General features: G+C 34.0%; 23 protein-coding genes and 1 tRNA gene. 17 read left to right on the top strand and 7 right to left on the bottom strand.

The features are described from left to right. Positions 1-441: 441 nt before the first annotated feature. Together ACYIAQ_RS06785 and ACYIAQ_RS06780 are read right to left on the bottom strand one after the other, a co-directional pair. Positions 442-1,452 carry a choloylglycine hydrolase family protein gene (locus ACYIAQ_RS06785; RefSeq protein WP_483563124.1) on the bottom strand — a complete coding sequence of 337 codons (1,011 nt, stop codon included), beginning with the start codon at positions 1,450-1,452 and terminating at the stop codon, positions 442-444. A 309-nt stretch (positions 1,453-1,761) separates the two neighbouring features. Continuing rightward, positions 1,762-2,472, bottom strand: a complete 711-nt coding sequence (locus ACYIAQ_RS06780) for a Bax inhibitor-1/YccA family protein (RefSeq protein ID WP_483563123.1) — start codon at positions 2,470-2,472, stop codon at positions 1,762-1,764. 174 nt (positions 2,473-2,646) lie between these two features. Here ACYIAQ_RS06780 and rlmD point away from each other — a divergent pair, with 174 nt between their 5' ends. From rlmD to ACYIAQ_RS06740, 8 genes are all read left to right on the top strand, one after another. Further along, the gene (rlmD, locus tag ACYIAQ_RS06775) at positions 2,647-3,993 is read left to right on the top strand and encodes a 23S rRNA (uracil(1939)-C(5))-methyltransferase RlmD (RefSeq protein WP_483563122.1); all 1,347 of its coding nucleotides are present in this window, start codon (positions 2,647-2,649) and stop codon (positions 3,991-3,993) included. 254 nt (positions 3,994-4,247) lie between these two features. Beyond that, entirely contained in the window at positions 4,248-6,041 is a 1,794-nt protein-coding gene (locus tag ACYIAQ_RS06770) for a DUF2075 domain-containing protein (RefSeq protein ID WP_483563121.1), read from the top strand. Between the two features lie 415 nt (positions 6,042-6,456). Next, on the top strand, positions 6,457-7,641 hold the full coding sequence (locus ACYIAQ_RS06765) for a metal-dependent hydrolase family protein (RefSeq protein ID WP_483563120.1): 1,185 nt from the start codon (positions 6,457-6,459) through the stop codon (positions 7,639-7,641). 291 nt (positions 7,642-7,932) lie between these two features. Then, positions 7,933-8,934, top strand: a complete 1,002-nt coding sequence (locus ACYIAQ_RS06760; protein ID WP_483563119.1) for a D-2-hydroxyacid dehydrogenase — start codon at positions 7,933-7,935, stop codon at positions 8,932-8,934. A 162-nt stretch (positions 8,935-9,096) separates the two neighbouring features. Further along, on the top strand, positions 9,097-9,804 hold the full coding sequence (locus ACYIAQ_RS06755) for a GH25 family lysozyme (RefSeq protein WP_122022703.1): 708 nt from the start codon (positions 9,097-9,099) through the stop codon (positions 9,802-9,804). Further along, on the top strand, positions 9,804-11,033 hold the full coding sequence (locus ACYIAQ_RS06750; RefSeq protein ID WP_483563118.1) for a DEAD/DEAH box helicase: 1,230 nt from the start codon (positions 9,804-9,806) through the stop codon (positions 11,031-11,033). Before ACYIAQ_RS06755 ends, ACYIAQ_RS06750 begins: the two co-directional genes overlap by 1 nt. Then, a complete protein-coding gene (locus ACYIAQ_RS06745; protein ID WP_483563117.1) occupies positions 11,030-12,358 on the top strand; it encodes a PTS sugar transporter subunit IIC in 1,329 nt (442 codons plus the stop codon). The genes ACYIAQ_RS06750 and ACYIAQ_RS06745 overlap by 4 nt, the downstream gene beginning before the upstream one ends. 51 nt (positions 12,359-12,409) lie before the next feature. Then, positions 12,410-12,482, top strand: a tRNA-Arg gene (locus ACYIAQ_RS06740). A 210-nt stretch (positions 12,483-12,692) separates the two neighbouring features. Here the strand turns inward: ACYIAQ_RS06740 and ACYIAQ_RS06735 are convergent. Further along, a complete protein-coding gene (locus ACYIAQ_RS06735) occupies positions 12,693-13,406 on the bottom strand; it encodes a GntR family transcriptional regulator (RefSeq protein ID WP_483563116.1) in 714 nt (237 codons plus the stop codon). Positions 13,407-13,534: 128 nt separating this feature from the next. Here ACYIAQ_RS06735 and ACYIAQ_RS06730 point away from each other — a divergent pair, with 128 nt between their 5' ends. Both ACYIAQ_RS06730 and ACYIAQ_RS06725 read left to right on the top strand, forming a co-directional pair. After that, positions 13,535-14,920, top strand: coding sequence for a glycoside hydrolase family 1 protein (locus ACYIAQ_RS06730; RefSeq protein WP_483563115.1), 1,386 nt, complete (start codon positions 13,535-13,537; stop codon positions 14,918-14,920). Then, the gene (locus tag ACYIAQ_RS06725) at positions 14,910-16,241 is read left to right on the top strand and encodes a PTS sugar transporter subunit IIC (RefSeq protein ID WP_483563114.1); all 1,332 of its coding nucleotides are present in this window, start codon (positions 14,910-14,912) and stop codon (positions 16,239-16,241) included. Before ACYIAQ_RS06730 ends, ACYIAQ_RS06725 begins: the two co-directional genes overlap by 11 nt. A 77-nt stretch (positions 16,242-16,318) precedes the next feature. Here ACYIAQ_RS06725 and ACYIAQ_RS06720 read toward each other — a convergent pair whose 3' ends face one another. Further along, positions 16,319-16,555 (bottom strand): DUF2188 domain-containing protein, encoded by a 237-nt coding sequence (locus ACYIAQ_RS06720; protein WP_233551575.1) that lies wholly within the window; start codon positions 16,553-16,555, stop codon positions 16,319-16,321. A gap of 349 nt (positions 16,556-16,904) precedes the next feature. Between ACYIAQ_RS06720 and wecB the strand changes: the two genes are divergently transcribed. Beyond that, on the top strand, positions 16,905-18,047 hold the full coding sequence (gene wecB, locus ACYIAQ_RS06715) for a non-hydrolyzing UDP-N-acetylglucosamine 2-epimerase (RefSeq protein ID WP_483563113.1): 1,143 nt from the start codon (positions 16,905-16,907) through the stop codon (positions 18,045-18,047). A 77-nt stretch (positions 18,048-18,124) separates the two neighbouring features. On the opposite strand, the gene ACYIAQ_RS06710 is transcribed toward wecB, so the two are convergent. Both ACYIAQ_RS06710 and ACYIAQ_RS06705 read right to left on the bottom strand, forming a co-directional pair. Then, a complete protein-coding gene (locus tag ACYIAQ_RS06710; RefSeq protein WP_122017916.1) occupies positions 18,125-18,652 on the bottom strand; it encodes a GtrA family protein in 528 nt (175 codons plus the stop codon). Next, entirely contained in the window at positions 18,645-19,091 is a 447-nt protein-coding gene (locus ACYIAQ_RS06705; RefSeq protein WP_483563112.1) for a flavodoxin, read from the bottom strand. The genes ACYIAQ_RS06710 and ACYIAQ_RS06705 overlap by 8 nt, the downstream gene beginning before the upstream one ends. A 145-nt stretch (positions 19,092-19,236) precedes the next feature. Here ACYIAQ_RS06705 and map point away from each other — a divergent pair, with 145 nt between their 5' ends. The 6 genes from map to ACYIAQ_RS06675 all read left to right on the top strand — a co-directional run bounded on the left by map (position 19,237) and on the right by ACYIAQ_RS06675 (position 25,619). Further along, positions 19,237-20,064: a type I methionyl aminopeptidase gene (gene map / locus ACYIAQ_RS06700; protein WP_483563111.1), complete on the top strand. Its 828-nt coding sequence runs from the start codon at positions 19,237-19,239 to the stop codon at positions 20,062-20,064. A gap of 5 nt (positions 20,065-20,069) precedes the next feature. Continuing rightward, positions 20,070-20,987: a YihY/virulence factor BrkB family protein gene (locus tag ACYIAQ_RS06695; protein ID WP_483563110.1), complete on the top strand. Its 918-nt coding sequence runs from the start codon at positions 20,070-20,072 to the stop codon at positions 20,985-20,987. A 66-nt stretch (positions 20,988-21,053) separates the two neighbouring features. Beyond that, positions 21,054-21,953, top strand: a complete 900-nt coding sequence (galU, locus tag ACYIAQ_RS06690) for a UTP--glucose-1-phosphate uridylyltransferase GalU (protein ID WP_122017920.1) — start codon at positions 21,054-21,056, stop codon at positions 21,951-21,953. Between the two features lie 139 nt (positions 21,954-22,092). Next, complete coding sequence (locus ACYIAQ_RS06685; protein WP_483563109.1) at positions 22,093-23,244, top strand: thiolase family protein; 1,152 nt, start codon at positions 22,093-22,095, stop codon at positions 23,242-23,244. After that, entirely contained in the window at positions 23,245-24,456 is a 1,212-nt protein-coding gene (locus tag ACYIAQ_RS06680; RefSeq protein ID WP_483563108.1) for a hydroxymethylglutaryl-CoA reductase, degradative, read from the top strand. After that, positions 24,456-25,619 (top strand): hydroxymethylglutaryl-CoA synthase, encoded by a 1,164-nt coding sequence (locus ACYIAQ_RS06675; RefSeq protein WP_483563107.1) that lies wholly within the window; start codon positions 24,456-24,458, stop codon positions 25,617-25,619. The genes ACYIAQ_RS06680 and ACYIAQ_RS06675 overlap by 1 nt, the downstream gene beginning before the upstream one ends. A gap of 25 nt (positions 25,620-25,644) precedes the next feature. On the opposite strand, the gene ACYIAQ_RS06670 is transcribed toward ACYIAQ_RS06675, so the two are convergent. Continuing rightward, the gene (locus ACYIAQ_RS06670; RefSeq protein WP_122023456.1) at positions 25,645-25,929 is read right to left on the bottom strand and encodes a hypothetical protein; all 285 of its coding nucleotides are present in this window, start codon (positions 25,927-25,929) and stop codon (positions 25,645-25,647) included. Positions 25,930-25,935 lie beyond the last annotated feature (6 nt).

Below are 25,935 nucleotides of genomic sequence, written 5' to 3'. Positions count from 1 at the left end.
TTTTTTCCTTGTTTAAGATCGCAATATTTTTAGAACTATAAAATATCTTTAGATTCAAAGAGATATCTAAAATTGGTCTAGCTTATTTAACGTTTTATTTGACCACAGATAATTTTGCTTTCTAGCTTCAAAAAATGACCAGTACCAGATCGTGGCTTAATTACGGGACAACTGGTAAGATACATATTTTTATGGAAATTAAGTCAAACAGACACAAATCACAATTTTCAACAAGTTGCTTTTAGAAGTTCTAAATTTTGTATTAAAAAATGCTCTAAAAATAGCTAATACAGCTTATACCAAAGATAATTACACATCTGAATAATGCTTATTACTATATGAAAATAATAATGGTAGTGCAGTAACTATTAGCACTGGTAATAAAAAACCCGAGGTTGTCCTAACTTCGGGGTTCATATCATTGATAAGTATTTTTTTTATTTAGTTCACGTATTCAATATCTTCTGTTGGGTTAACCTTAAATTCATGATATTCAGTTTCTTGTTCCAACTCTGGCGTTAATTTCACACATCTGATCCGTTGATTACCATATGTTGAGTAATAATAACTTCTGGTTTCGGCGCACATATAAGCTGAATAGCAAGTATAGTCGAACGTGTCTTCTGGTGTTACCACGATTCCACGCGGGATGCTGACTGATTCCAAAATATGGTGCGCTAGACTAACTCCGGCAAGCTCATCTTTAGGTTGTTCAGCATTGTTTTTCATAAACGCAGTTCTAATAAAACGTGATGTTGGAGTGAAGTCACCCGATAAGCCAAAAGTACCAGAACCTTGACTAAAAGGCTTCAGTGTTTTGCCTAAAAAATTAATATCTTTATGTTGATTGGTCGTAACGGAAAGGTAATTGCGCAAATTGGTTTCATGCCAATGATAGTCAGGACTATTTGTCATAACGCCAATAGAATCCTTTATTACATGAATACCATCGGTTTGAGTTTCAACAATTGCACTAGCGCCTGTTTCGTCTGAAAAAATATAGTGTAAAGGTGGAATAACTTTTAGTGCGGGACTTGCTTCATTGACTATGACCATTTTTTTAGTAAATAGGTCTTCAATATCATTTAGTGAATCGGCTTGTGACAAGACTGCAGAAATCACTTTGTCAGGTGAGACAGCCCAAGCATTGTTTGTAACCTTATCAGCATAACTAGCATATCCAGGGAAGTATAAAACGGCTCCCATTAAGCCAGCATCATTAATCCCATCGCAGGTAACAGGCGCATCATCAATATCACGTTGAATACTGCCCATACCGATAAATGAGTGCTTGCTGGTGATTTCTTGTTTGGAATCATAGGAAATAGCGAACGTTTTGTTTTTTGGTACAAAAACGACTTGCTCTGCCATTTCCATCATAAAATCCATTGTCCGAGACAAAAAGTGTTTTTTGTCTTTAGTTTCCATTGTGAAACTGCTGCAACCGATCATGTCATAACCTCCATTTATTTTATTGATAAATTATATTATAAAAAGTATAGGAGCATTTAAGCAGTAATTCAAGTCTTTTAAGCTTAAATATTAAATTATAGTGAGATTTGTTCATTAAAAATAATAGCCATTATTTGCTATATAAGTAAGAGGTAGTAATAAATAGCGGAAGAGCATTTATTGAATAAGCATTATTTTTAATCTAATAATAATTACCAGTTATTTTCGATTTAGAATTTCTCAAAATAAAAAAGTTTCAACATACCAGATTTAAACCCGATTATGTTGAAACTTAGCAAAAAAATTTAATTAGTTACGACTATTGCCGCTGCCACCAAAAATTTCAAGTAAGAACATAAAGATATTAACGAAATCAAGATAGAGCTGTAAGGCACCAAGAACGGCTAAACCATTAGGAGATAATTGGTTACCGTAATTATTGTAAATAATCTTCATCTTATTGGCATCACTTGCAATCAAGCCGGTGAAGATGATAACCCCAATAAATGAAAAAATATAAGTAACGGCTGGGTTATGCAAAAACATGTTAACAATCCAAGCCACTAAAAAGCCAATTAAGGCAGCACTTAAATAGGAATCCCAATTGGCTAAATCTCTTTTCGTAAAGGTGCCAAACATAGCCATGGTAATAAAAACAGCGGCTGCTGAGATAAAGGCGGTTGTAATTTGGGTTCCGGTATAAAAACCAGCAACTAAAGCAAATTCGAAGCCATAAATGGCTGCCAGCACGATCAGCATTGCTAAGCTGGTAGATGGACGGCGATTGGCGTTAAAGCTAATCCCCATGGAGAGACCAAGAGGTACTAGTAAAATAAACCAGATCATGGCAACAGGAATATTAGCTACTGCTGTGCGAAAAACGGTCATAGTCAGATAGGCAGCAAGAGCCGAGATTAATACAGCACCACCCATCAAGGCGTACATTTTGGTCAGAAAACTATTGGTTTCGGAGATAGTATGAATTTGATGACGATTTGAATTAGTTTCAAAATTATTCATAAAAAACGACCTTTCTATTGGAATATTTAGTAATAAAAATAGCACATATGAGTAGATTAGTGAAGATAAATTGATGAAGTTAAATCAATATTAAGAAGAGCGCTACTAATTACTTTTGACGTATTTTTTAGTAGAATAAAATAGTTAACTAATGTTTGTAAAAAAGGACAAAAAATGGAAAAAAATCAAATTATCGACTTAGAAATTACCGACTTATCTTATGAGGCAATGGGCGTAGCTCATTATGAGGGCATGACTGTCTTTGTGACTAATGCACTACCTGGTGAAGTGATTAGTGCCAAAATTTTAAAGGTTAAGAAGACCTTTGCTTTTGCTAAAATTGAAAGAATTATCAAAGAAAGTCCCGATCGGGTCAAAATTAAACTCAATGAGTGGGTGCAAACTGGGCTAGCATCCTTAGCGCATATTAAATATAATAAGCAACTTGAATTTAAGCGTAATCAAGTGGTCAATTTGTTGAAAAAAGCCCATCTTGATGACATCGAAGTGGGAACAACTTTGCCAAGCCCAGAAGAAACTGGTTACCGCAACAAAGCTCAAGTACCAGTGCGTGAAGTTAATGGACAATTGGAAATTGGCTTTTTTAGAAGACATTCACACGAATTAATTCCGCTAACTAATTTCTTTACGACCGATCCCGAAATTGATCGTGTTTTAGTTGCTGTGCGCGATATTTTACGGCAATACCGCGTTCCTGCTTATGACGAAATCCATAATCAAGGTGAAATCCGTTATTTAGATGTTCGTCGCAGTAAAGCGACGGGTGAAATAATGGTCATTTTGGTATGCTTACACAAGGATTTTCCGCAATTGCCTAAAATAGCTGCAGAAATTAAACAAATTGAGGGCGTTACCAGTTTAGTTCTAAATTATAACCCGAAAAAAACCAATGTGATTTTGGGTAAAGTAGACTACCTGATTTTTGGTAAGCCGCAGATTACCGACAAAATTGGTGACGTCAAGTTTAGAATTTCACCGGAAAGTTTCTTCCAGATTAATTCACTCCAAACGCCGCGGCTCTATGATTTAGCAATTAAAAAGGCTAATCTTCAGCCAGAAGATGCTGTTATTGATGCCTATTCTGGTATCGGCACGATCGGATTAACTGTTTCCCAACACGTGGAATCTGTTCGCGGTATTGAAAGTGTCAAGGATGCAGTTAAAGATGCAAATAATAATGCTGAATTGAATCAGATTACAAATGCTAAATATGTGACCGGTAAAGCCGAAGAAGTAATGCCGAGATGGGCTAATAAGGGGATGAATACTGATGTTATTTTCGTTGACCCACCAAGAAAAGGCTTAACACCAGAATTTATTAAAGCTGCCGTTAAGACTAATCCCAAGAAGATTGTTTATATTTCGTGCAATCCAGCAACCCTAGTGCGTGATCTGCAAGAATTTCAGAAGTTAGGCTATACTTTTGACCAGATTGATCCTGTCGATATGTTCCCGCAAACACCTCATGTTGAAGCAGTGACGGTGCTGGAACGGGCATAAAACAAGCAATATTTATGTTATGCATAAAAATAAGATGTACTTTATCAAGATTGAAGAAAGTACACTTTTTATTATTTATATAAATAGTATTACTAGTTAATGAATTTTAGTAAGTATTAGGAAAAACATTATAATTTTTTGCTTTAGATTGTTATAATAAAAAAGATAAATTTTTTTAATAAGTCTATATTAAGTAGATAATTATGTATATCACTAATATGGTTAGCATTTTGAATAAGATGTAAGAAATAACTATGGATAAATCTCAAAAACCAATTATTTATAAAACTAAGTACAACGTAAATAATGCTAAAGAATTAGCAAATAAAATTGAAATAGATTATAAAAATGATGTAGAAGCTAAAAAGCTTCTTATAGAATATCCAACCGTATATATAATAAATTCTTCGATGGATAGAAATGATAATTTTGTAGTATACGTTGGAGAAACAAATGATATTCAGAGGCGGACAATTGAACATCTGGGGGAAGATCCGAAGACACGAGAGGATTTTGCAGATTTTAAACAATCTGAAAATGCAACAATGTATATAATTGGACAAGAACATTTTAATAAATCTATGACTCTGGATATTGAAAATAGATTAATGCAATATTTAAGTAGTGTTTCTTCGGTCAAGAAAATAAATAATCGTCGCTTTAATGAACAAAATAGCTACTATGATTCTGGAGAATTTGATCAATTATTTGATGAAATCTGGTCAAAATTACATATGGAAAATTCAAAATTGTTTCCCGTTCAATCAACCTTAAAAGTAAAGGCAATTTTTAAGGCATCACCATTTAACAAGCTGACAGATGAACAATTACGTGTCAAAACAGAAATAATTACTAAGATTGACCAGGCATTACAAAAAAGTAATTATTCGAAAGATGGAAAATTAATTTTAGTAGAAGGTAATGCTGGTTCTGGTAAGACAGTTTTGGTAAGTAATGTTTTTTATGATCTCGTTCATGAAAATAGATATGCAAATAAAAGCAATATTAAAATATCTATAGTTGTAAATCAAAATGAGCAATTAAAAGTATATAAAGAAATTGCTGATAAATTATTTCCAAAAGATTCCAATTTAAGAATTTTAAAGCCTTCAACGTTTATAAATTCTACAAGTCATGAAGAAAAAGACGACATTGTTATTGTTGATGAATCCCATCTTTTGTTAACGCAGAAAAGTCAAGCATATTATGGGCACAGCGATAAAATGATTGATGATATTTTGAAAAGAGCAAAAGTTGTTATGGCTGTGTTTGATCCACAACAGGTTCTTTCAATAGATTCAGTAATTGATCTAAATTATTTAGAAAAATTAGTTGAAAGAACAGGTGGGAGTATTGTAACTTTGCATAACCAAATGCGGATAGATGCAAATAATGATACTATAAATTGGATACGAACACTTATTGATAAGGATAAAATAAAATTAATTCCTAAAGATACAAAATATGAGATAAAGATATTTACTGATCCTAAAAAAATGCAAACTGAAATTGCGAAGAAAAACAAATTAAATGACAATGGTATTAGTAGAATGGTTGCGACATTTGATTGGAAATATTCTGGGGGTAAAGCTAAATTACCTGAAAATCAAAAATATTGGGAAGTTTCAGATGGCAATTGGAGAATGCCATGGAATTATGAAATCAAGAGGCGCGATAAATATGAAAAAAATCACCACAACAATGTTAAATATAGTGATTTGCCTTGGGCTGAGAAAGACTACACGATTAATGAAATAGGTTCTTTATATACTGTTCAAGGGTTTGATTTAAATTATGCAGGTGTAGTTCTTGGCCCATCTATTAAATTTCGTAACGGAAAAATAGTTCATGATTTTAGTGCAAGTCAAAATCGCAAAGCAATTAATAAATTGCATTCTACAAAGAGCTTTGCAGATAAGTTGTTAAGAAATGAATTTAATGTCTTAATGACAAGAGGGGTTCATGGATTATATATTTATGCTGTAGATCCTGATTTGCAGAAAGCTTTATTAAAAGCTAAAAGAAATGATGATTTTTCTGGGGTATAAGCGGACTGTTTTAGTCTAAATTTTAAAACCGATAATTTGAAATATTTTGGTACTTTTATTAAAAATGTAATATTATTTTTAATAACTCCTCTTGACAATACTTTTTCATAGTGATAAATTAAAAAACAATTAAATATATATCCAAAAAGTAGAGTAATTATTTTAACTTCCATTAAAGAGAACTGACATTGTGGTGAAAGTTAGTTGGTAGTGGATAATGAAGATGGACTTTTAATTGATAACTGCTGGTGACAGTTTTAGCCAGTGGCGGAACTGCATCCGTTATCCTTGCAAGCTGTTACTTGACAGCTAGTAAGACCTATTATGTGAATAATGGGTAAATTAAAGGTGGTAACGCGAAGCACTCGTCCTTGAATTAAGGATGGGTGCTTTTTTGTATTAGGAGGGTTGTAAAATGACACAAACGGTTTTTAGTAATTTAAATTTATTTAACGGTGAAGATAATAAAATATTTACTGATAGTTACATTGTGATCGATGATCAAACTGGAAAAATTGCTAAAATTGGAACAGGCTTGACGCCGCAAGCAGATAAAACGGTTGACCTAAATGGTCAATATGTAATTCCAGGTTTGATTAACTGCCATACTCATATCATTATGGATCCCCAGACACCAGATGGTGATAGTTCAGCAAACGTTGTTGAGGCAACAGTGCGAGCAATCAAACATTTGCATGAATTGTTGCAGTCAGGGGTGACATACATTCGTGAATGTGGAAGTACATATGATATCGATATAGCCCTTAATAACTTAATAAAGAGGGGAGAATTAGCTAACGTACCAGAAATTTTGCCTTCTGGTAGACCTTATTCGATGACTGGTGGTCACGGTGATATGCCTAATTTTGGTCATTTAGTAGATTCTCCTGATGAAATGCGTAAGGCTGTTCGTCAGGGAATTAAAAAAGGTGCCAGAACAATTAAAGTAATGGCAACCGGTGGTGTAATGACTGAAAATGACTTTATGGATGATCCTCAGCTTAGTGAAAGTGAAATTCATGCCGCTGTTGAAGAGGCACATCACAAAGGGTTTACCGTTGCAGCCCACGCTGAGGGTAACCCCGGAATTATGAATGCCATAAAGGCTGGCGTCGACAGTATTGAGCACGGATTCTACGTTAACGATGAAGAAATAGAATTGATGCTTAAAAAAGGAACATACTTAACCCCAACAATTGTTGGAGCTTGGGCTTTTATTGAATATGCGCCTGGAAAAGTTCCAGATTGGGAAATGGCTAAAATTTCTGCAGCATGGGGTGATTTACGTCCTAATATTACACGTGCCAAAAATGCTGGCGTACCAATAACATTGGGAACGGATGCTGGAACGCCATTTAATGACTTTAAGATGACTCCGGAAGAGTTGCCTTTGTTAGTTGAACAAGGCTTTACTAATTTTGAGGCACTACAGACCAGTTTGAATTCTGCTAAACTTATGAAGATCACTGATCAATATGGTACTTTGACTGCAGGTAAATATGCAGATTTTTTGGTTTTAAAAGAAAATCCGTTGGAAAAAATTACCGCGGTTGTTCAAAAAGACAAGGCAGTGTATAAGAAAGGTCAGCGAGCATACTAATTTTTACTATTAGTTCTAAGAAAATTATGTGAATTGCCAGCATTGGTGCTTGGTTTCATATTTATAGAACAGGTCAATTTTGGGGCAAGGTATAATTCTTGATGAAGCGAAGGCACGATTTCCTTGGATACGTAAAGTTTAAAAGTGATAATGGCTAAGGATAAACAAAAAATTATTTATTTTTAAAAAATAAATAAATAAATTTAAATGTTTACAAAATAAATATTTAATTTTTTGTCAATTTAGTTAAAATGAAGTAGAGACGTTTTTAACTAAAAGGAGTATTTATTGATGAAAGTTTTATTATATAATATGACGCCTGAGCAACAAGTTTACGTTGACAAGTGGAACCATGATCATCCAGAAGATGAATTAATGACTACAAAAGACAAATTAGATGCTGAGACTGTTGAATTAGCAAAAGGATTTGATGGGATTAGTGTTTTGCAAGTCTTTGATATTGATGAAAAAGAAGTTTACAGTAAATTAGCTTCTTATGGTATTAAGCAAATCGCTTTACGCTCAGTTGGCTATAATATTATTAATTGGAAATACGTCCATCAGTATCATTTACTAGTGACAAATACGCCTGCTTATTCGCCACGAGCAGTTGCTGAAAACACGTTAACTTCAGCAATGTATTTGCTTAGAAAATGGGGACAGATTTTACAAAATGAGCGGGTAGATTTTAATTTTATTCGTTCAGAAGATTTAATGAGCGATGAAATTTACAATCAAACTGTTGGTATTATTGGTGTAGGACGCATTGGTAGCGCAGTTGGCGAAATTTTTCATGCTTTAGGTGCTAAAGTGCTTGGTTATGATATTGTCGAGAATCCTGCTAATGAAGCATTTCTTGATTACACTGATTTTGATACCGTTATTCGAGAAGCTGATATTTTAACGTTACATACGCCCTTTGAACCAGGGATGGCAGATATGATTAGTGCCAAGCAATTTAAGCAAATGAAAGATACCGCTGTTCTTATCAATGCAGCTAGGGGACCGTTAGTTAATACTCAAGATTTGATTTCTGCTTTGAAGCAAAAAGAAATTGCCGGCGCTTCTCTTGATGTGATGACTGGTGAGGAAGCAATTGTGATGAAGAAGTTTAATCAATTGGATGAACTACCTAAGGATTATCGGGAATTAGCTCAAATGCCAAATGTAGTATTTACTCCGCATTCAGCTTATTACACGAAAACGGCGGTAAAAAATATGATTGAGCAAAGCATGATTGATATGAAGCGGGTATTAAACGGACAACAGCCAGTTTACCCTGTAGAAGAATAACAGTCAGACTTATAAAAGACTAACTGATGTGAGATGTAAGTAAAAGCACGTTCATCTTAATTCACCAGTTAGTCTTTTTTTGTATTAATTAACAAAATTAGCATTTATCCAGTATAATTAGACTATTGGTATAATGAATTATAATAGTCAAGAGGCGCAAGGTTGAAAAGATTTCATCATAAATATACGCTACCTGCGATTTTAACACTGTTAGTGGTTGCGCTAGGTCTTCTCTGGCTTGGAATAAGTAATTTACGTAGTCAAACAACCCTGCCATCAGATGCTAATTCGAGTGTAATTGGCTTAGAACTCGACCAAACATTTGGTTATATTGATCTGCATGAAGTTCAAGATCATGGGGTTTCCTTTGTTTATTTGAAGAGTACGCAGGGAAGAACATACTTTGATGATGATTATTTATCCTACCGTGACCAGATTTTAGGTACAAAATTAGCTTTTGGAACAATTATTGCTTATAGCAATGAATCTACGCCGATACAACATTTGCGTTATTTTAATAAAAAGGTCGGTTCAAATACTGGTACTTTACCAATTTTAATAGTACCGGCGGTCAAGTCGCGTAATTCGCATTATTTAATGCAAATGGCCCAATTTACTCAATTGCTAAAGCAGAGTGGCAAAAAAGTTATGGTTAAATTGAGCGTAAGATATCACAAATATTTTGCAAGTGATGTATTATTTATGGCTGATGTACCTAATGAACCTAGCAAATTGCAATATGCTTTTTGGTGTTACAACCATGATGGGCATGTGCAGTCAGTTAATGGATTGGAAGATGGCGTTACGATGTTTGCTTATAACGGTACCGTAGCGCAATATAAACAGAAATATGGACAATTAATACAATAATGAAAGCAGAAATAACAGAGTCTTTAGCTAAATTAGGATTAAAAAAACCAACTTTAATTCAAAAAGAAACCCGAACGGCCATTTTAAATGGAGCGAGCTGCATTGCACTTGCTAAAACTGGTACTGGTAAAACTTTAGCGTACGCAATTCCATCATTAGAACGAGTTCAAATTGGAAAAGCAAATAGTTTAATAATTATTGCTCCTACTACCGAATTGGCGGTACAAATTCGTCATGCAATTAATCCATTTATTCATGTTCTCGGCCTTAAAGGCGTTAGTCTGGTTGGAGCAGGTAACCGTAAGCGTCAGGAAGACAATTTAAAGAAAAAGCATCCCGAAGTGGTAGTAGCAACGCCAGGTCGATTTTTTGATTTCTTTTCTAGTGGGAGGATTAAATTAGCTCAAATTCAAACTTTAGTAATTGATGAAGCAGACGATATTCTGGAATTCAGTAAAATGGAATTACTTAGTTCACTTGGACAAAATATGATGCCAGAATCGCAAATTTTACTTTTTGGAGCAACTGAGTCAGAAATTACCAAGCAAGCAGAAGAGATATTTGCTCGAAAATTTTTGGTTATTGATGTTCGATCACAACAAAAAACTATGGTAAAAAATTATTTTTTACAGGTAGATAATACTCATAAAATTGATTTTTTACAACGATTGCTGCGCTTAGATAATTTTAAAGGAATTTTGTTTTTTGATTCAAATCAAACGATGATGCGATTTGCAGGAATATTAGGACATACTAAAACTCGTTTTGGATTATTAGCAAATGAATTCAATAAGCAAAGACGTGAGGAAACCCTGCGGGATTTTAAAAGTGGAAAATTCAAATTATTACTAGCGACTGATTTAGCGGCACGTGGCCTTGACATTAGTGGTGTTAGTTATGTTATTAATTTTGAAATTTCAAGAGAAGCCAATACTTATTTACACCGAGCGGGTCGAACGGGTCGAATGGGTGCATCCGGCTACGTAGTTAGTTTGGGCGATGATCATGATTTTCGTGATTTGAAAAGATTATTAAGTAATTCTGTAAACCTGGAACGTGCATATTTTGTACATAATAGCTTGTCAATAAAAAAGCCACGGCAATTAGTAAAAACGACAACTAAAATTGATAATAAGCAAACAACTAAGATAAAAAAGAAAAACAAGAAAAAACACACTAAAAACAAAGGGTATCACCCACATTACTTGAAGAAAAGAGAGCAAGAATGAGTCGTATTTTAACATGGTTAGAAGACTATCTTTTACCAATAGCAAATAAGTTGGGACAGGCTCACTGGATTGTTGCATTAAGGGATGCTTTTATTTCGGTTATGCCTATCACAATTGCCGGTTCGATTGCGGTTTTAATAAAAAGTTTGATTGCCGTTGCTAAAAACAATTTAAATTGGCCGACCTTTGTTTGGTTAATGCAACCACTTTCGCTGATTTGTAATGTTGTGTGGCGAGGAACCTTTGCATTATTTGCTTTATTTTTAGCCATGTCGTTAGGATATCATTTAGCTAAAAGTTTAGAAGTAGATCCGATTGCAGGGGCGATTGTTTCTTTATCATCATTTGCAATGAGTATTGCTAATTTAACGAAACTTAGCGTAAATGGTAAAGTTATTCCAGTTCATCAAGCTTTTAATATTTCGCAATTCTCAACAACTGGTATTTTTACGGCTATCTTATTTGGAAGCCTGGGTGTTGCAATTTTTGCAGGGTGTTTTAAAGCACGTTTAACTTTACATATTTCAGCTACGTTACCGCAAGCCGAGCAGCAAGCATTTGACTCACTGATTCCAGTAATTATTGCTATTTTTTTAGTTGGTGTAATTAATTTCGTTTTTCAGACAATTACAGGAACTTATTTTGGAAATTGGCTTCTCCATTCAATTCAAACTCCATTAGTAAAATTTGGTCAAGGATTTGTAATGGTAATGCTCGTTACTTTTTTGGTGCAAGTTTTTGGCTTTTTTGGAATCAATGGGTTAAGCGTTTGGGCACCAATACTTGATTCAATTTGGCTGACCGCACAGAATATTAACGTCACAGCAGTGCGTAATGGTAAAGAAGCACCATTTTTATGGGTACGTGGGTCATTTGACGTATTTGCTTGGTTTGGAGGTACGGGTGGTACGCTAATGCTAGTTGTAGCAATTCTGCTTTTTTCTAAACGGAGTGACTATCGTACAATCGCCAAAGTTGCTTTAGCACCAGGGATTTTTAATATTAATGAACCGATTGTTTTAGGTCTACCAGTTGTACTTAATCCTGTATATTTTGTACCGTTTATAGTTGCGCCACTTGTTAATGTTGCATTTGCGTATTGGATTAGTATATTGGGACTTGTTAATCCAGTACAGGTTGCTGTTCCTGCAATTGTCCCACCAATTATTGGACCATTCTTAGCATGTAACTATGACTGGCGTGCAATTGTTTTATCGATTATTAATATGTTAATTGCTCTAGCAATCTGGACACCATTTGTTTTTGCAGCAGATAAAATTGCTGACGCTTCTAATCCTACCCCTTATTTTACACGTCAGTATTAATGAAAAAGGGTTGGCTTTTGCATAAAAATTTGGTAAAGTAGTTTTGTATGCGACCCTGTAGTTCATCTGGATAGAACAATGGTCTCCTAAACCGTAGAGGTGAGTTCGAATCTCACCGGGGTCATGAATGACAAATTTTATATTTATAACTATATTTAAAATAGTACTATTAATTAAAATGGTACTATTTTTATTTTTAATCAATTTCAGTAGCTAAAATTCAGATATTCTCTTGTTTATAATTTTCCACGGAATTAAATTTTATTAAGTATTTATCGAACGTATGTTTGTTTATACGCATAATTGTTTTTATATTTTAAAATTGCATTTGATATTAAACTTGACTTAATGTTACTTCACCTTGGTCATAGCGATTTCTTGTTTGGGAATATTCGAATGGAATTCCATTATCTAGAAAACAAATTTGTTCTATTTCTAAAACGGGATCGCTTATGTCACATTTCAAATATAACTGATCATATGCGTCTGACTTATCAGCCCGAAAAGTTCTGTTCGCCTTACCAATCTTTAATTTTAAAATCTTTTCGATATAACCATAAATTGATTTCTTTAAAACCTTAGTTGTAATTCCCGGAATAATTTTTGTTGGCATTATCGTGTATTCCAATCTAACAGGAAAATCACTTAAAAGACGTTGACGAATTATGTCGTAAACCAAATCGCCTTTTTCTAATTTTAATATTACAGTTTCTTTTGAAGTTGGTTCACGAATATCAAAGGAAATAATTTTATTAGATAGTAGCTTTGTATTTTTAAGACGTTCAGTAAAACCAACATGCTCATTAGCATTATCTTTCTTTGAAATATCACGTTCTTTTTCTGCTAATATTATGGTTCCATGACCTCGCACAGGCTTAACAATACTCTTATATTGCAGAAACTTTAATGATTTTACTATGGTGACTTTGCTAGTATTGAACGTTTTGGCTAATTCAGCAATTGGAGGTAATTTCCTTTGATATTTATGCAATAAGATAGCTTGTTCAATGTTGTTAGCAATGTTTACATATTTTGGTCTAATAGTCATAGTTGAAATACCTTTCTGGTAAGTAAAGCATAATCTTTACTTATGCTTCTAAGAATATTTACTGAATACAAAGATTGCAATATTATTATATTTGAAAGCGCTTTTAAATAAAAGAAAGAAGAAATAATATGACTGAATTTTTCTGGGGAAACTCAACTTCAAGTATGCAAACTGAAGGTGGATGGAATGAAGGAGGTAAGAGTTTATCCGTTTATGATATTCGCAAATCAGACAAACATTCTAGCGATTGGCATGTTGCTAATGATAATTATCATAATTTTGAAGAAGATTTAGATTATATGCATGATTTAGGAATGAATATGTATCGTTTTCAAATTTCTTGGTCACGTATCATAAAAGATGGCGATGGAGAAATTAATGAAGAAGGTTTCAAGTATTATGATAATTTAGTCGATGGGTTAATTGCACGTAATATTGAACCAATGGTTTGCCTATATCATTTTGATATGCCGCTTCATTTAGCTCAAGAATATAACGGATTTATCAGCAAAAAGGTATGTGAAGCTTTCATTCGCTATGCCAAAATTGTAATTAATCATTTCGGTAATAAAGTTAAATATTGGCTCACCTTTAACGAACAAAATATTTATCATACCAGTGAAGCTTTCAAAATTTCTGGCTATCTCAAAGGTGATGAAACACTTACTGAGTTATATCAAATTTCCCACAATGTAATGTATTGTCATGCGGCAGTAGCAAATTATTTACATAATAAAACAAATGCTAAAATTGGTGGAATGCTAGCTTATAGTCAAATTTATCCGGCAACCTCAAATCCTAAAGATGTCTTTGCGGCACATCAGATAGATGAATTCTTGAATTATAACTTGTTAGATGTATTTACATATGGTAAATATTCTTCGGCGGTAAAGAAGTTTGTACAGAATAATAAGCTTAAGATAAATATTACTGTAAAGGAAATGAAAGAAATTTCTCGTTTACATAGTGATTTTTTGAGTTTTAGTTATTATTCTTCTAGTACAATCGCATCTGATAAAATTCCTAAAGGCACTGCGCCTAATCAATACTTAGATTTTGGTATGACGCCTAATCAATATTTAGAGTCAACAGAGTGGGGTTGGCAGATTGATCCTACAGGATTTAGAGATGTTCTCAATAAAATTTATCAAAGATATCATCTTCCGGTTTTTCCAATTGAGAATGGTATTGGAGTTAGAGAAACTTGGGACGGCATACATCAAATAGAAGATGATTACCGAATTAATTATCTTCGAAATCATATTTTAGCAATGCAAGCAGCAATGAATGAGGATGGTGTTGATGTAATTGGCTATCTTGGATGGGGATTAATCGACATTATGAGTTCCCAAGGGGATATGGATAAACGTTATGGAGTTGTATACGTTAATCGTACTAACCATGATTTACGAGACATGAAAAGGGTTCCTAAGAAAAGTTATGAGTGGTTGAAAAAAGTAATTCATTCTAATGGTAAAGATTTAATTAAGGAGGTTAATAATAATGAACAATGAGTCAACTACACAATCTCATCCTAAATTGCAACATTTTTTGGATAAGTTTACAGAAGTATCTGTAAAAGTTGGTAATCAAGTTCATTTGCGTTCTTTACGGGATGCATTTGCAACATTAATGCCAATGTTTATTTTGGCGGGTGTTGCCGTTTTAGTTAACAATGTTATTTTTACATGGATATTTAAGGGTCAAACACTTTCGAAATTTCAAGTTTTTGGTACGGCATTGACAAATGGGACTTTGAACATTGCAAGTATATTGATTGCACCGATGATTGCTTATTATTTAGCTAAAAATAAATCCTTTGAAAATCCTATCTCAGCATCTGCTGTCTCGTTATCAGCTGTTTTTATTATGCTCGCTATTAATGTTAGTCTAACACCTTTAAATTCCCAAAAGCCGGTCACCGTAACAGGAGCAGTATTGTATTCTCAAGTGGGTACAACCGGTATGTTTGCAGGAATTATTATCGGGTTACTTGCAACAGAAATTTATATGAAGTTATCGAGTATTAAAGCTTTAAAAATAAATTTGGGTGATCAAGTCCCTCCAGCAGTTGGACAAAGCTTTTCTTCATTGCTACCATCATTATTGACGCTTAGCATATTTGGAATTTTAGCTGCAATTTTCGCTTACTTTAAAACAGATTTAGTAACTTTAATTTCAAGATTAATTCAAGAGCCTCTACGGGCAGTTAATACGTCTTTGCCAGGGTTTTTATTGATCTATTCAACTGGCAATTTCTTGTATACTTTAGGAATACACCAGACCGTTATAAATGGATCATTGCTCGATCCGCTAAATTTAGTCAACATGAATGAAAATATGGCAGCAGTTGCAGCCGGAAAGCAACCAATGCATATCATAAATACTGATTTTGTAACTGTGTATTCTCAAATGGGTGGTACCGGACTAACGATTTCGTTAATTTTAGCTGTATTATTAGTATCTCATTATAAACCTTATAGAGATGTAGTTAAATTGGCAGCATTTCCAGGTATTTTTGAAATTAATGAACCGATTATTTTTGGTTTTCCAATTGTATTTAATATTCCGATGATTATCCCATTTGTTTTAAGCCCAGTAATAGGTTCATTGATCGGTTATTTTGCAACAGTAATTGGTTTTGTTAAGCCGCTAAGTGTCTTGGTACCGTGGACAACGCCGCCTATATTAAGTGGTATTTTAGCTAGTGCAGGAGATTGGAAAGTTGTTATAGTTCAAATTGTTATTTTAGCAGTCTGTACACTGTTTTATATACCTTTTATTAAAATTTCGGAAAGAGTAGCTATAAAACAAGCACAATTGTCACAAGATTAAAATAAATAGCTTATATTTCGTAAAAAACCTGTTAATCAAGTTGTTTAATATTGATTAACAGGTTTTTTAGATATTAGTTAACCCTTAACGTTAGGATCATCATGACCATAAGAATTTTTCAGATTAATTTGGCCATTTCTTTTTTGGCTAATCAATTCACTTTTTTCTTCTTGGGCTCTATTTTTAGCATATTTTAAAGCATCTTCTTTGCGATCAAATAATTTTGAAGGCTTTTTATTGCCTTCTAAGCGCACTCCCCATTGTTCTCCATGGGTTACTACCCAAACATTTTTACCAATTTTTTCTTCACTCATAGTGTTACCTCTTTTCGTAATATTTAAGATAATTATACAACCATCTTTTAGAAAGCGGTAACATTTGAGCGCGATAGTGTATTTTATGGTGACGAATATTTCATAATAAATGAAATCAGAATATTACTAATAATAAAATCAATTATAAAATCACAATCAAAACTAACCGAGATTTTGTTTGTTCAAAACTAAAAACTAGGCAAAGACATCTGATTACGATTAATACACTACATACTGATAAAATAATACTAACTTTTATTTGCTTACCAACCTTGCTTTTCACTTTAAATTAAACCATATTGACTTGTTTTTTGACTAGTAAATCTTTAAAATCTAATTGGAGGTTTTTATGAATAAAATAAAGGTAATGTCGGTTTTTGGTACTAGGCCAGAGGCAATTAAAATGTCTCCCTTAGTGTTGAAATTGCAGTCTGATGATCGTTTTGAAGCTGTGACAGTTGTTAGTGCACAACATCGAGAAATGTTAGATCAGGTTCTTGATATTTTTAAAATTACCCCAGACTATGATTTTAATATTATGAAGAAAAACCAAACTCTTGAGGAAATTACTGCTAAGGTAATGATAGATCTGGCTACTGTAATAAAAAAAGAAAATCCGAATATTGTATTAGTTCATGGCGATACGACAACGAGTTTTGCAGCTAGTTTAGCGAGTTTTTATGAGCAATGCAGAATTGGGCATGTTGAAGCTGGATTGAGGACATGGAATAAATATTCACCATTTCCTGAAGAAATGAATCGACAAATGACGGATGATCTTAGTGACCTTTATTTTGCTCCAACCCAAACTAGTAAGGAAAACTTGTTGCGTGAAAATCATCAAGCAAAAAATATTTTTGTTACTGGTAATACAGCAATTGATGCACTTGAACAGACGGTGCAAAAAAACTATCATCATAAGGTCTTGGATTTAATTCAGCCTGGTAACCGAATAATTTTGGTAACCATGCATCGACGAGAAAATCAAGGTGCACCCATGCGTCGCGTTTTTAAGGTTATGAAAGAGATTGTTGATAGCCATGAAAACGTGGAAATTGTTTACCCAGTTCATTTGTCACCTAAGGTTCAACAAGTTGCGCACGAAATTTTAAGTAACCATCCCCGGATTCACTTAATTGCTCCTCTAGATGTAGTTGATTTTCATAATCTTGCTAAGCGTAGTTATTTTATTATGACAGATTCCGGTGGTGTACAAGAAGAGGCGCCAGCACTAAATAAACCGGTTTTAGTCTTAAGAGACACCACTGAACGACCAGAAGGCGTTAAGGCTGGAACCCTAAAATTAGTTGGTACCGAGGTTGCTGAAGTTCGCAAAGCAATGCTTGAATTACTGGATAATAAACAAATATATGACCAAATGTCACATGCCAAAAATCCTTATGGAGATGGGCACGCTTGTGACAGAATAATTGACGATATAGCATATTACTTTGCTAAAGATAAAATGATTAGACCTGCTGATTTTAGTTAAAAATTGGTTTGGATGTAAATATAATGGTCAAAAGTTCACGTAAAAAGCCCGGAGAAACAAGTTCTCCGGGCTTTTTACTAATCGTTATTTTTCTTATACGACTTAATTTTTCTTTTAGCTTTTTCAATCATTGATGTTTCCTGTGCTTGAAAAACGGATCTAGTAGTCAAATAATTGAAAATACCAATTAAGAGTTGATCGATTATTTTTACCCATAAAGCATTGAGATGTAACCAGGAAAGTCCCACTAACATAATTAAACTATCAGGAATTAAGCTGATGATTCTATATGTAAAGAAAACAATTAGCTTCTGCCAAGTTGAATGTTCATGATCAACATTATTTGTAAAAACAGCAGTTTGATTAAAATAAAATGATGCTAAATTTGAAGTCACAAATGCAATCGTATTAGAAACCAAAACGACACTGTGCCACCATTTGTGTAGAACCATAAAAACAACGGTATTGATTAGGGCAGCAATAAAGCCAAAAATCATGTACACAAATAAATTTCTGTGACGCTTAACCAAGTTTTGAGCTAAGTGATGAATTTTAGGATCAGAGGTTGAGTCAAATTGGTTGAAATCGTTTTTGTTTTTAATCATTTAATTGTTCAGCCATTTCTTTAGCAGCGTGGTCAAGCATGGTAATAGCATCATCATCGGGTGCATTCTCAATTGTAACCGGTTTGGTAATTTCTTTAGCGCCTATCTGTTTAAATATTTTTTCAAAATCAAAGACATTTTCACAAAAATGATCCGCATAAACTTTATCACCACTACCCATAACTGCAAAATATTTCCCAGTTAAGTCCAAATCCTTTAATTGATCATAAAAGTCCAATAGATCATCGGTCATATTGCCCTCACCATATGTATAAGTGACAAATACACACAAATCACTTGCTAAATAATCACTGGCATCAGTAAATTCTGCTTCACTTGTTTCAACGTCAAAGCCATAATCTTGCAGATCTTCTTCTAAGATTTCTGCTATATCTGCATCATTGCCTGTCATGCTTGCGTAGACAATTCTCGCATTCATACTATCCATACCTTTCACATATTGGTTTATCATAATATTATACATAAATTCATAAGGTTGATAAAATTTTTTGGTAAACTTTTAAAAAAAGCAATAAAAAAGATATAATTAAGAAAAAAATATTTTACAAGAGGAGAAGTTAAATTTGATTACAATTAAATCTGTTCGGGAACTTAAAGGAATGCAAGCTTCGGGACGACTTTTAGCATCAATGTTTGAAGGACTTCGTGATGTAATTAAGCCGAAAATAACCACTTGGGAAATTGAAGAATTTTGTCAAGAATTCGTTAAAAGCCGAGGTGGGCGATTATCCGAACAAGGATTTGAAGGATACAAATATGGTACTTGTATTTCAGTTAATGATCAGATTGCCCATGCTACGCCACGCAAGGATACTATTTTAAATGAAGGTGATTTGGTAAAAGTTGACGTCACCTGTAATTTAAATGGTTTTGAAACGGATTCGTGTACAACATATGCGGTGGGTGACATTTCTGATGAAGATCGTGATCTAATGGAAACGACAAAAAAAGCGATGTATCTTGGGATCGATCAGGCAGTTTTAGGCAACAGAATAGGAGATATTGGAGCTGCAATTCAACATTACGTTGAACAAGTGCATCATTATGGTGATGTTAAGGAATTAGTTGGTCATGGAATTCAACCAAGTATTCATGAAGACCCAGAAGTGCCTCATTGGGGTAAAGCTGGTCATGGGTTACGTCTTCGTGAAGGAATGACTATTACCTGTGAACCAATGGTTGAAGCTGGCGGGGATTGGCGAATTGAGCAAAAAAGTGTGAATGATCCAAATGATGATTGGGTATTTTATGCCACACCAGATGGTTCTAAATCGGCCCAATTTGAGCATACATTTGCAATTACAAAGGATGGTCCTAAAATTTTGACTTTACAAAAACCATATGATGGTTATGAAAAATATTTACCGCATTTTGATGAAATGGATGACTAAAGTGAATGGTTAAAAAAGCTGGGTCAGCTAAGTCAAGAATAGTTTTATTTTACAAAACGGTTTCACAGAAATTTTCTCAAGGAGAAGTTCTAACAAGTGCAATTGCAATTGCTTACTATGTTTTGTTTTCAATATTTCCTTTAATTATTATTATTGGAAATATTTTGCCATTATTTCATATTGATACAGGACCAATCGCAAGTTACCTAAAGCTGATTTTTCCTGATAGAATTGCTAAATTTATCATGCCAATTATTAATTCACTACTAAAAAACAAATCTACGGGTTATATTTCATTTGGTATTGTTTTAGCACTCTGGTCAGTTTCTTCATTAGTTAATGCAATTCGAATAGGGATGAATCGAATTTATGGTGTTCGGATGGTTGAATTACAACAAAAGTTACTAATTACTGTTTGGACGCGCTCAATTACCATTATTTTGACCAATCTAATGATTATTAGTTTTACTTTGCTTAGTTTAACCTTCATTTTTGGTCAACAGACTTTGGAATTTTTACGTCCGATTTTTTCGATTTCAATTGGTGATTTAGAAAAAGTATTTAATTATCGTTATCCGGTAGTAATTATTACTATGCTTGGTGCTTTATATTATTTGAACTATTTTTTGCCAAATATTAAGTTGAAGAAAAGGGTAATCTGGCCAGGAGTTTTTACTACATTAATTGGGTGGCTGTTATTATCATGGCTTTTTGGATTTTATCTTCATCATTTTCATATTAGTTGGGAAAATTATGGCATTATTGGTACCTTTATTATCTTTATGTTATGGTTAAATATCTCTTCGATTTTATTTTTAATTGGAACATGTGTTAATGCGGCTATCGTAACACTTAATTATGGTGAAGTTCAGTATTCAGTTGGTCATTTAGCTGAATATATTCAAAAAAAACGCAGAACTTAGTACTGGAACCAGATAAATAAATTTTGTATATTAAAGAATAAAAGTATAAAAGAAAGTGTATAAAGTATGAAAGTAAGGAAAGCCATTATTCCGGCTGCCGGGCTTGGTACAAGATTTATGCCGGTTACTAAGGCAATGCCCAAAGAAATGTTGCCGATTGTTGATAAACCAACAATTCAGTTTATTGTTGAGGAAGCTAAAAAATCGGGAATTGAAGATATTTTAATTATAACTGGAAAAAATAAGCGCCCAATTGAAGATCATTTTGATTCAAATCCTGAACTGGAGCAAAATTTGCAGGAAAAGGGCAAGACGGGGTTGTTGAAAATGTCACGGGAAATCACCCATTTAGGCATTAATATTTATTATACTAGGCAGCCTTATCCTGCGGGGCTAGGTGATGCGATAGCCCGTGGTCGAAGTTTTGTTGGTGATGAGCCATTTGTTGTGATGCTCGGTGATGACTTAATGATGGATGAAGTTCCACTAACAAAGCAGCTGATTAATCGCTATAATAAAACTCATGCTTCAACAATTGCGGTTATGAAAGTGCCTCACGATGAAGTGTCGAAGTATGGAGTAATTGAACCAGCAAGTGAAATTATGTCGGGCTTAATTAATGTAAAATCATTTGTAGAAAAACCGGATATTGATAAAGCTCCAAGTGATTATGCGATTATTGGAAGATATTTATTAACTCCAGAGATTTTTGGGATTTTGGCCAATCAAAAACCTGACAAGGGTGGCGAGATTCAATTAACTGATGCAATTGACACTATGAACAAAACACAGCGTGTTTTTGCTCATGTTTTTGAGGGGACACGTCATGATGTTGGTAATAAGGAAAGTTATCTAGAAACATCAATTGAATATGGGTTGAAACATCCCGAAACACGTGATGCATTGCGTAAATACATTATTGAGTTAGGAAAGAAATTACAGTCTGATAAGCATAAGAATAGTTAATTTGATATTCGATGCAAGGAAATCATAAGAAGTGATTTCTTTTTTTGTGTAAATTTTTCTAAATCTCGGTTTAATTACTATTATCAGAGATTGAAATTCGGTAAGATGCAGTTAAATTATTTTGCTAGGAGAAAATTTAATGAAAGATATCTTTGTCGTTGCGGCTAAACGAACACCATTTGGACGATATAATGGCATTTGGTCTAGTCAAAATGCTATTGAACTGGGTCAGTTGGCGCTGACTGAAACACTAAAAAGTATTGAATTAAATGCTAATGAGCTTGATGCATTAGTAATGGGAAATGTATTAGGAGTAACTTTGGGGCAAAATATGGCAAGGCAGGTTGCTCTAGGCGTAGGAATGAGAAAAACGAGCAGCAGCTTTACGATCAATGAAGTTTGTGGTTCCAGTTTGAAAGCTTTAAGGCTTGCTCAGGGTCAAATGGAATTAGGAGACTTTGAGCTAGTTGCAGTTGGGGGAGCAGAAAGTATGACTAATGCAGCATATTTTTCTTCGGATAAAAATGGTCAAAATATTCAAAGTGAAATGATTGCCAATGGACTAACGGACGCTTTTTCAAAAATGCATATGGGCTTGACAGCCGAACAAGTCGCGCATAAATATCATGTTTCGCGAAAACAAATGGATGAATATAGCGTTAGTTCACATCAAAAAGCTGCATCTGCAATGCACCAAGGCTTATTTAATGATGAAATTATTCCGATAAAACGTGGTAAACAAATTATTACCCATGATGAAAATATTCGTGAAAATACCAACTTAGCCGCTTTAAGTAAATTAAAGCCCGCATTTAAAGAAAATGGCATGATAACAGCAGGTAATTCTTCACCTTTAAGTGATGGAGCAAGTATGGTAATTTTAGCAACTGCTGATAAGGTAAAAGAGTTAAATTTACAGCCTTTAGCGCATTTAGGTGCATATGCAGAATCTGGTAACGATCCATCTTATATGGGTTATGCTCCATATTATGCTGTTCAAAAGTTACTTAAGCAAAATGATAGACAAGTTAATGATTATGATGTAATTGAAGTTAATGAGGCTTTTGCAGCACCAAGCGTTGCTTTGGCAAGGGATTTGGCAATTCCAACTGATAAGCTTAATATTTTGGGCGGTGCAATTGCTTTAGGCCATCCTTTGGCAGCTACGGGTACGCGGTTAGTTTCTTCAGCAATTACAGCAATGAAATATGTTAATGGATATAGAGCACTAGTTACTTTGTGTATTGGCGGTGGCCAAGCAATTGCTTGTGAATTAATTAGAGATTTTTAAATGAAGTTTTACGAATTATCGCCTCAAAAAAGACGATTGTGGCTTGAAAACCAGGGAATTAAACTTGATTGGATTGATTCCGAAGTTTTATCTAGTCTTAATCAATTAAGTGAAAATGTTGTTGGTCAACTGCGTCTACCTGTTGGACTGATTAAAAATTTAATAGTTAATGATCATCGTTATATTGTCCCGTTAGCAACAGAAGAGCCTTCAGTGGTGGCTGCTGCCAATCATGGAGCAAGCCTCTTTGCTCAAAGTGATGGTGTTAGAGCAAAGAGTTATCGTGATGGGATTTATGGTCAAATTGTGATGCAAGTTACACCAGACTTTCATCTTCATCAATTAACTGCTAACTTGTCTGAAATAATTGAAAAAACTAATCAGCATTTTCTGAATTTAGTTAATCATGGTGGAGGAGTAAGAAAAATTGTTGCCAAACACCAGCAAGAATTACTTTATCTAAAAGTCTTAATTGATCCTGCTGAAGCAATGGGAGCTAACCGTGCAAATACAATATTAGAATTTATGGCAATCGAACTAGTCAAATTTTCAACGATTCAGCAAAAATTATTTGCAATTCTTTCGAATTATCCAAGTCAACTGACAACAGCAAAAGTCAAACTTGGGGTTGACCAAATTGGAGGTATGGCAATTGCTAAGCGAATTGCCTTATTAAGTCAAATAGGGCAAACCGATGTTTTTCGTGCCGTGACAAATAATAAGGGAATTATGAATGGAATTGATGGGGTATTATTGGCGACTGGAAATGATACTAGGGCAGTTGAAGCTGCTTGTGGTGTTTGGGCAAGTCAGAATGGGGCTTACACAAGTCTAAGTCAGTGGCAAATTAAAGATGATAACTTAATAGGAGAGCTTACTGTACCTTTAGCTATAGGAACAGTTGGTGGCTCAATTAAAGTTAGAAATGATATTCGTCAGAATTACCGCATTTTAGGTAAGGAAATTACTAGTGCGGAGTTGGCTGAAGTAATTGCAGCAACGGGATTAGCTAACAACTTAGCAGCACTTTTAGCTATTGCGACAACAGGCATTCAACAAGGACACATGAAATTGCAGGCAAGAAATATTGTTGCTGAACTAAATGCAACCGAGGATGAAAAAAAGATTGTTTTGCAACAAATGGTGCAATTACAACAATATTCGCAAACTGAGGCGCTTAAGTTACTGAACAAAATTAGAGAGGGAAAATAATGCAAGTAGGAATTGATCAGATTGGCTTTTATACACCTAACAAATATGTTGATATGGTAGACTTAGCTACTGCGCGCGGGGAAGATCCTAATAAGTATCTTATTGGAATTGGTCAAAAAAGAATGAGTGTAGCTGATTCATCTCAAGATGCAGTATCAATGGGAATTAATGCTACATTAAGCTATATTGATCAAGTTGATTGTGATCAGGTTGGATTGCTCTTAATGGGAACTGAAAGTGGGGTCGATCAATCAAAATCTGCATCTTTGTTTGTCAAAAGTGCCTTGAAATTGAGGCCAGAAGTACGTACATTTGAAATTAAGGAAGCTTGTTTCGGGATGACTGCAGGCATTATGACAGCATGTGATTATATTCGGGCACATCCTGATCGTAGTGCAATTGTGATTGGCAGTGATATTGCAAAATATGGCGTGGGTAGTGCGGGAGAAGTTACTCAAGGTGCAGGAAGTGTCAGTGTCTTATTAAAAGCCAAGCCGCGTATTTTAAGTATTAATTCTGGCTATAGTGCTTATAGCGCTGACGTTAATGATTTTTGGCGACCGAATAATTCACCTATTGCACTCGTTGATGGCAAGTATTCTAAAGAAGTATATCTTGACTTTTTTACTCGAACATTTGCTGCTTATCAACGACAAATGAATTATCAAGTTAGTGATTTTGCAGCTCTTGTTTATCACTTACCATTTGTCAAAATGGGATATAAAGCCAATAAATTAGCTATAGCAAATCAAAATGAGATTGTTCAAAAAAGATTAGAGCAAAATTTTGGTTTATCTTCTTATTATAGTCGTAATGTGGGGAATATTTATACTGCTTCACTATATTTAAGTTTGCTTAGCTTATTGGAGCAAGGTAAACTTAATTCAGATTCTTTAATTGGTTTTTTCTCTTATGGCTCAGGAGCAATGGGAGAATTTTATTCAGGCAAAATTGTGTCTGGTTATGAAAAAATGCTTACTCCAAATACTAATAAGCAAATGCTTGCGCGCAGAAAAAAAATAAGCATTACCGAATATGAACAAATCTTTAATCAATCGTTAGTACTGCCCCAAGATAATCACTGCTTAGATAGCGATGAAGAAAATGGCTACTGGTATTTTGCGGGTACAAATCATCATATCCGTCAATATAAACAAAAATAAAGTTGCATTTAGAATATCTGCAATTTTACATTAATATGATTGAGTTGCTTTCAGGCAAAATTCGGATCCCATATATAGGGATCTTTATTTGATTATTTAAAAAATATATAGGAAGTTCATGGTCATGCAAATGTTGGATTAAATTATTTAATTTTTTCTTAGTCATTGGCTTGTTACCGGAATAAAGTAGGCATTCGCTTTGAGAAATTTTCAACTTTGCTAGTGGTTGGGGATGGCCTTGAGCTGTCAAATAAATGGTTGTTTGTGGATTTAAATCATTGGTTAATTGTAATAATTCAGTTAGTCTCATATTTAT

It is taken from the genome of Lactobacillus sp. X-49, from assembly GCF_057063645.1.
Note: the sequence above shows the minus strand (reverse complement) of the source record. Positions and strands in the feature narration are given on the sequence as shown.

Bases quoted from the DNA above. Each gene is read 5' to 3' on its own strand.
- ACYIAQ_RS06770 (WP_483563121.1), top strand. From the start codon at position 4,248: ATGGATAAATCTCAAAAACCAATTATTTATAAAACTAAGTACAACGTA.
- ACYIAQ_RS06675 (WP_483563107.1), top strand. From the start codon at position 24,456: ATGCAAGTAGGAATTGATCAGATTGGCTTTTATACACCTAACAAATAT.
- ACYIAQ_RS06735 (WP_483563116.1), bottom strand. From the start codon at position 13,406: ATGACTATTAGACCAAAATATGTAAACATTGCTAACAACATTGAACAA.
- ACYIAQ_RS06685 (WP_483563109.1), top strand. From the start codon at position 22,093: ATGAAAGATATCTTTGTCGTTGCGGCTAAACGAACACCATTTGGACGA.
- ACYIAQ_RS06720 (WP_233551575.1), bottom strand. From the start codon at position 16,555: ATGAGTGAAGAAAAAATTGGTAAAAATGTTTGGGTAGTAACCCATGGA.
- ACYIAQ_RS06765 (WP_483563120.1), top strand. From the start codon at position 6,457: ATGACACAAACGGTTTTTAGTAATTTAAATTTATTTAACGGTGAAGAT.
- ACYIAQ_RS06705 (WP_483563112.1), bottom strand. From the start codon at position 19,091: ATGAATGCGAGAATTGTCTACGCAAGCATGACAGGCAATGATGCAGAT.
- ACYIAQ_RS06710 (WP_122017916.1), bottom strand. From the start codon at position 18,652: ATGATTAAAAACAAAAACGATTTCAACCAATTTGACTCAACCTCTGAT.
- ACYIAQ_RS06725 (WP_483563114.1), top strand. From the start codon at position 14,910: ATGAACAATGAGTCAACTACACAATCTCATCCTAAATTGCAACATTTT.
- ACYIAQ_RS06695 (WP_483563110.1), top strand. From the start codon at position 20,070: ATGGTTAAAAAAGCTGGGTCAGCTAAGTCAAGAATAGTTTTATTTTAC.
- galU (WP_122017920.1), top strand. From the start codon at position 21,054: ATGAAAGTAAGGAAAGCCATTATTCCGGCTGCCGGGCTTGGTACAAGA.
- ACYIAQ_RS06750 (WP_483563118.1), top strand. From the start codon at position 9,804: ATGAAAGCAGAAATAACAGAGTCTTTAGCTAAATTAGGATTAAAAAAA.
- ACYIAQ_RS06780 (WP_483563123.1), bottom strand. From the start codon at position 2,472: ATGAATAATTTTGAAACTAATTCAAATCGTCATCAAATTCATACTATC.
- wecB (WP_483563113.1), top strand. From the start codon at position 16,905: ATGAATAAAATAAAGGTAATGTCGGTTTTTGGTACTAGGCCAGAGGCA.
- ACYIAQ_RS06680 (WP_483563108.1), top strand. From the start codon at position 23,245: ATGAAGTTTTACGAATTATCGCCTCAAAAAAGACGATTGTGGCTTGAA.
- ACYIAQ_RS06745 (WP_483563117.1), top strand. From the start codon at position 11,030: ATGAGTCGTATTTTAACATGGTTAGAAGACTATCTTTTACCAATAGCA.
- ACYIAQ_RS06760 (WP_483563119.1), top strand. From the start codon at position 7,933: ATGAAAGTTTTATTATATAATATGACGCCTGAGCAACAAGTTTACGTT.
- ACYIAQ_RS06670 (WP_122023456.1), bottom strand. From the start codon at position 25,929: ATGAGACTAACTGAATTATTACAATTAACCAATGATTTAAATCCACAA.
- rlmD (WP_483563122.1), top strand. From the start codon at position 2,647: ATGGAAAAAAATCAAATTATCGACTTAGAAATTACCGACTTATCTTAT.
- ACYIAQ_RS06785 (WP_483563124.1), bottom strand. From the start codon at position 1,452: ATGATCGGTTGCAGCAGTTTCACAATGGAAACTAAAGACAAAAAACAC.
- ACYIAQ_RS06730 (WP_483563115.1), top strand. From the start codon at position 13,535: ATGACTGAATTTTTCTGGGGAAACTCAACTTCAAGTATGCAAACTGAA.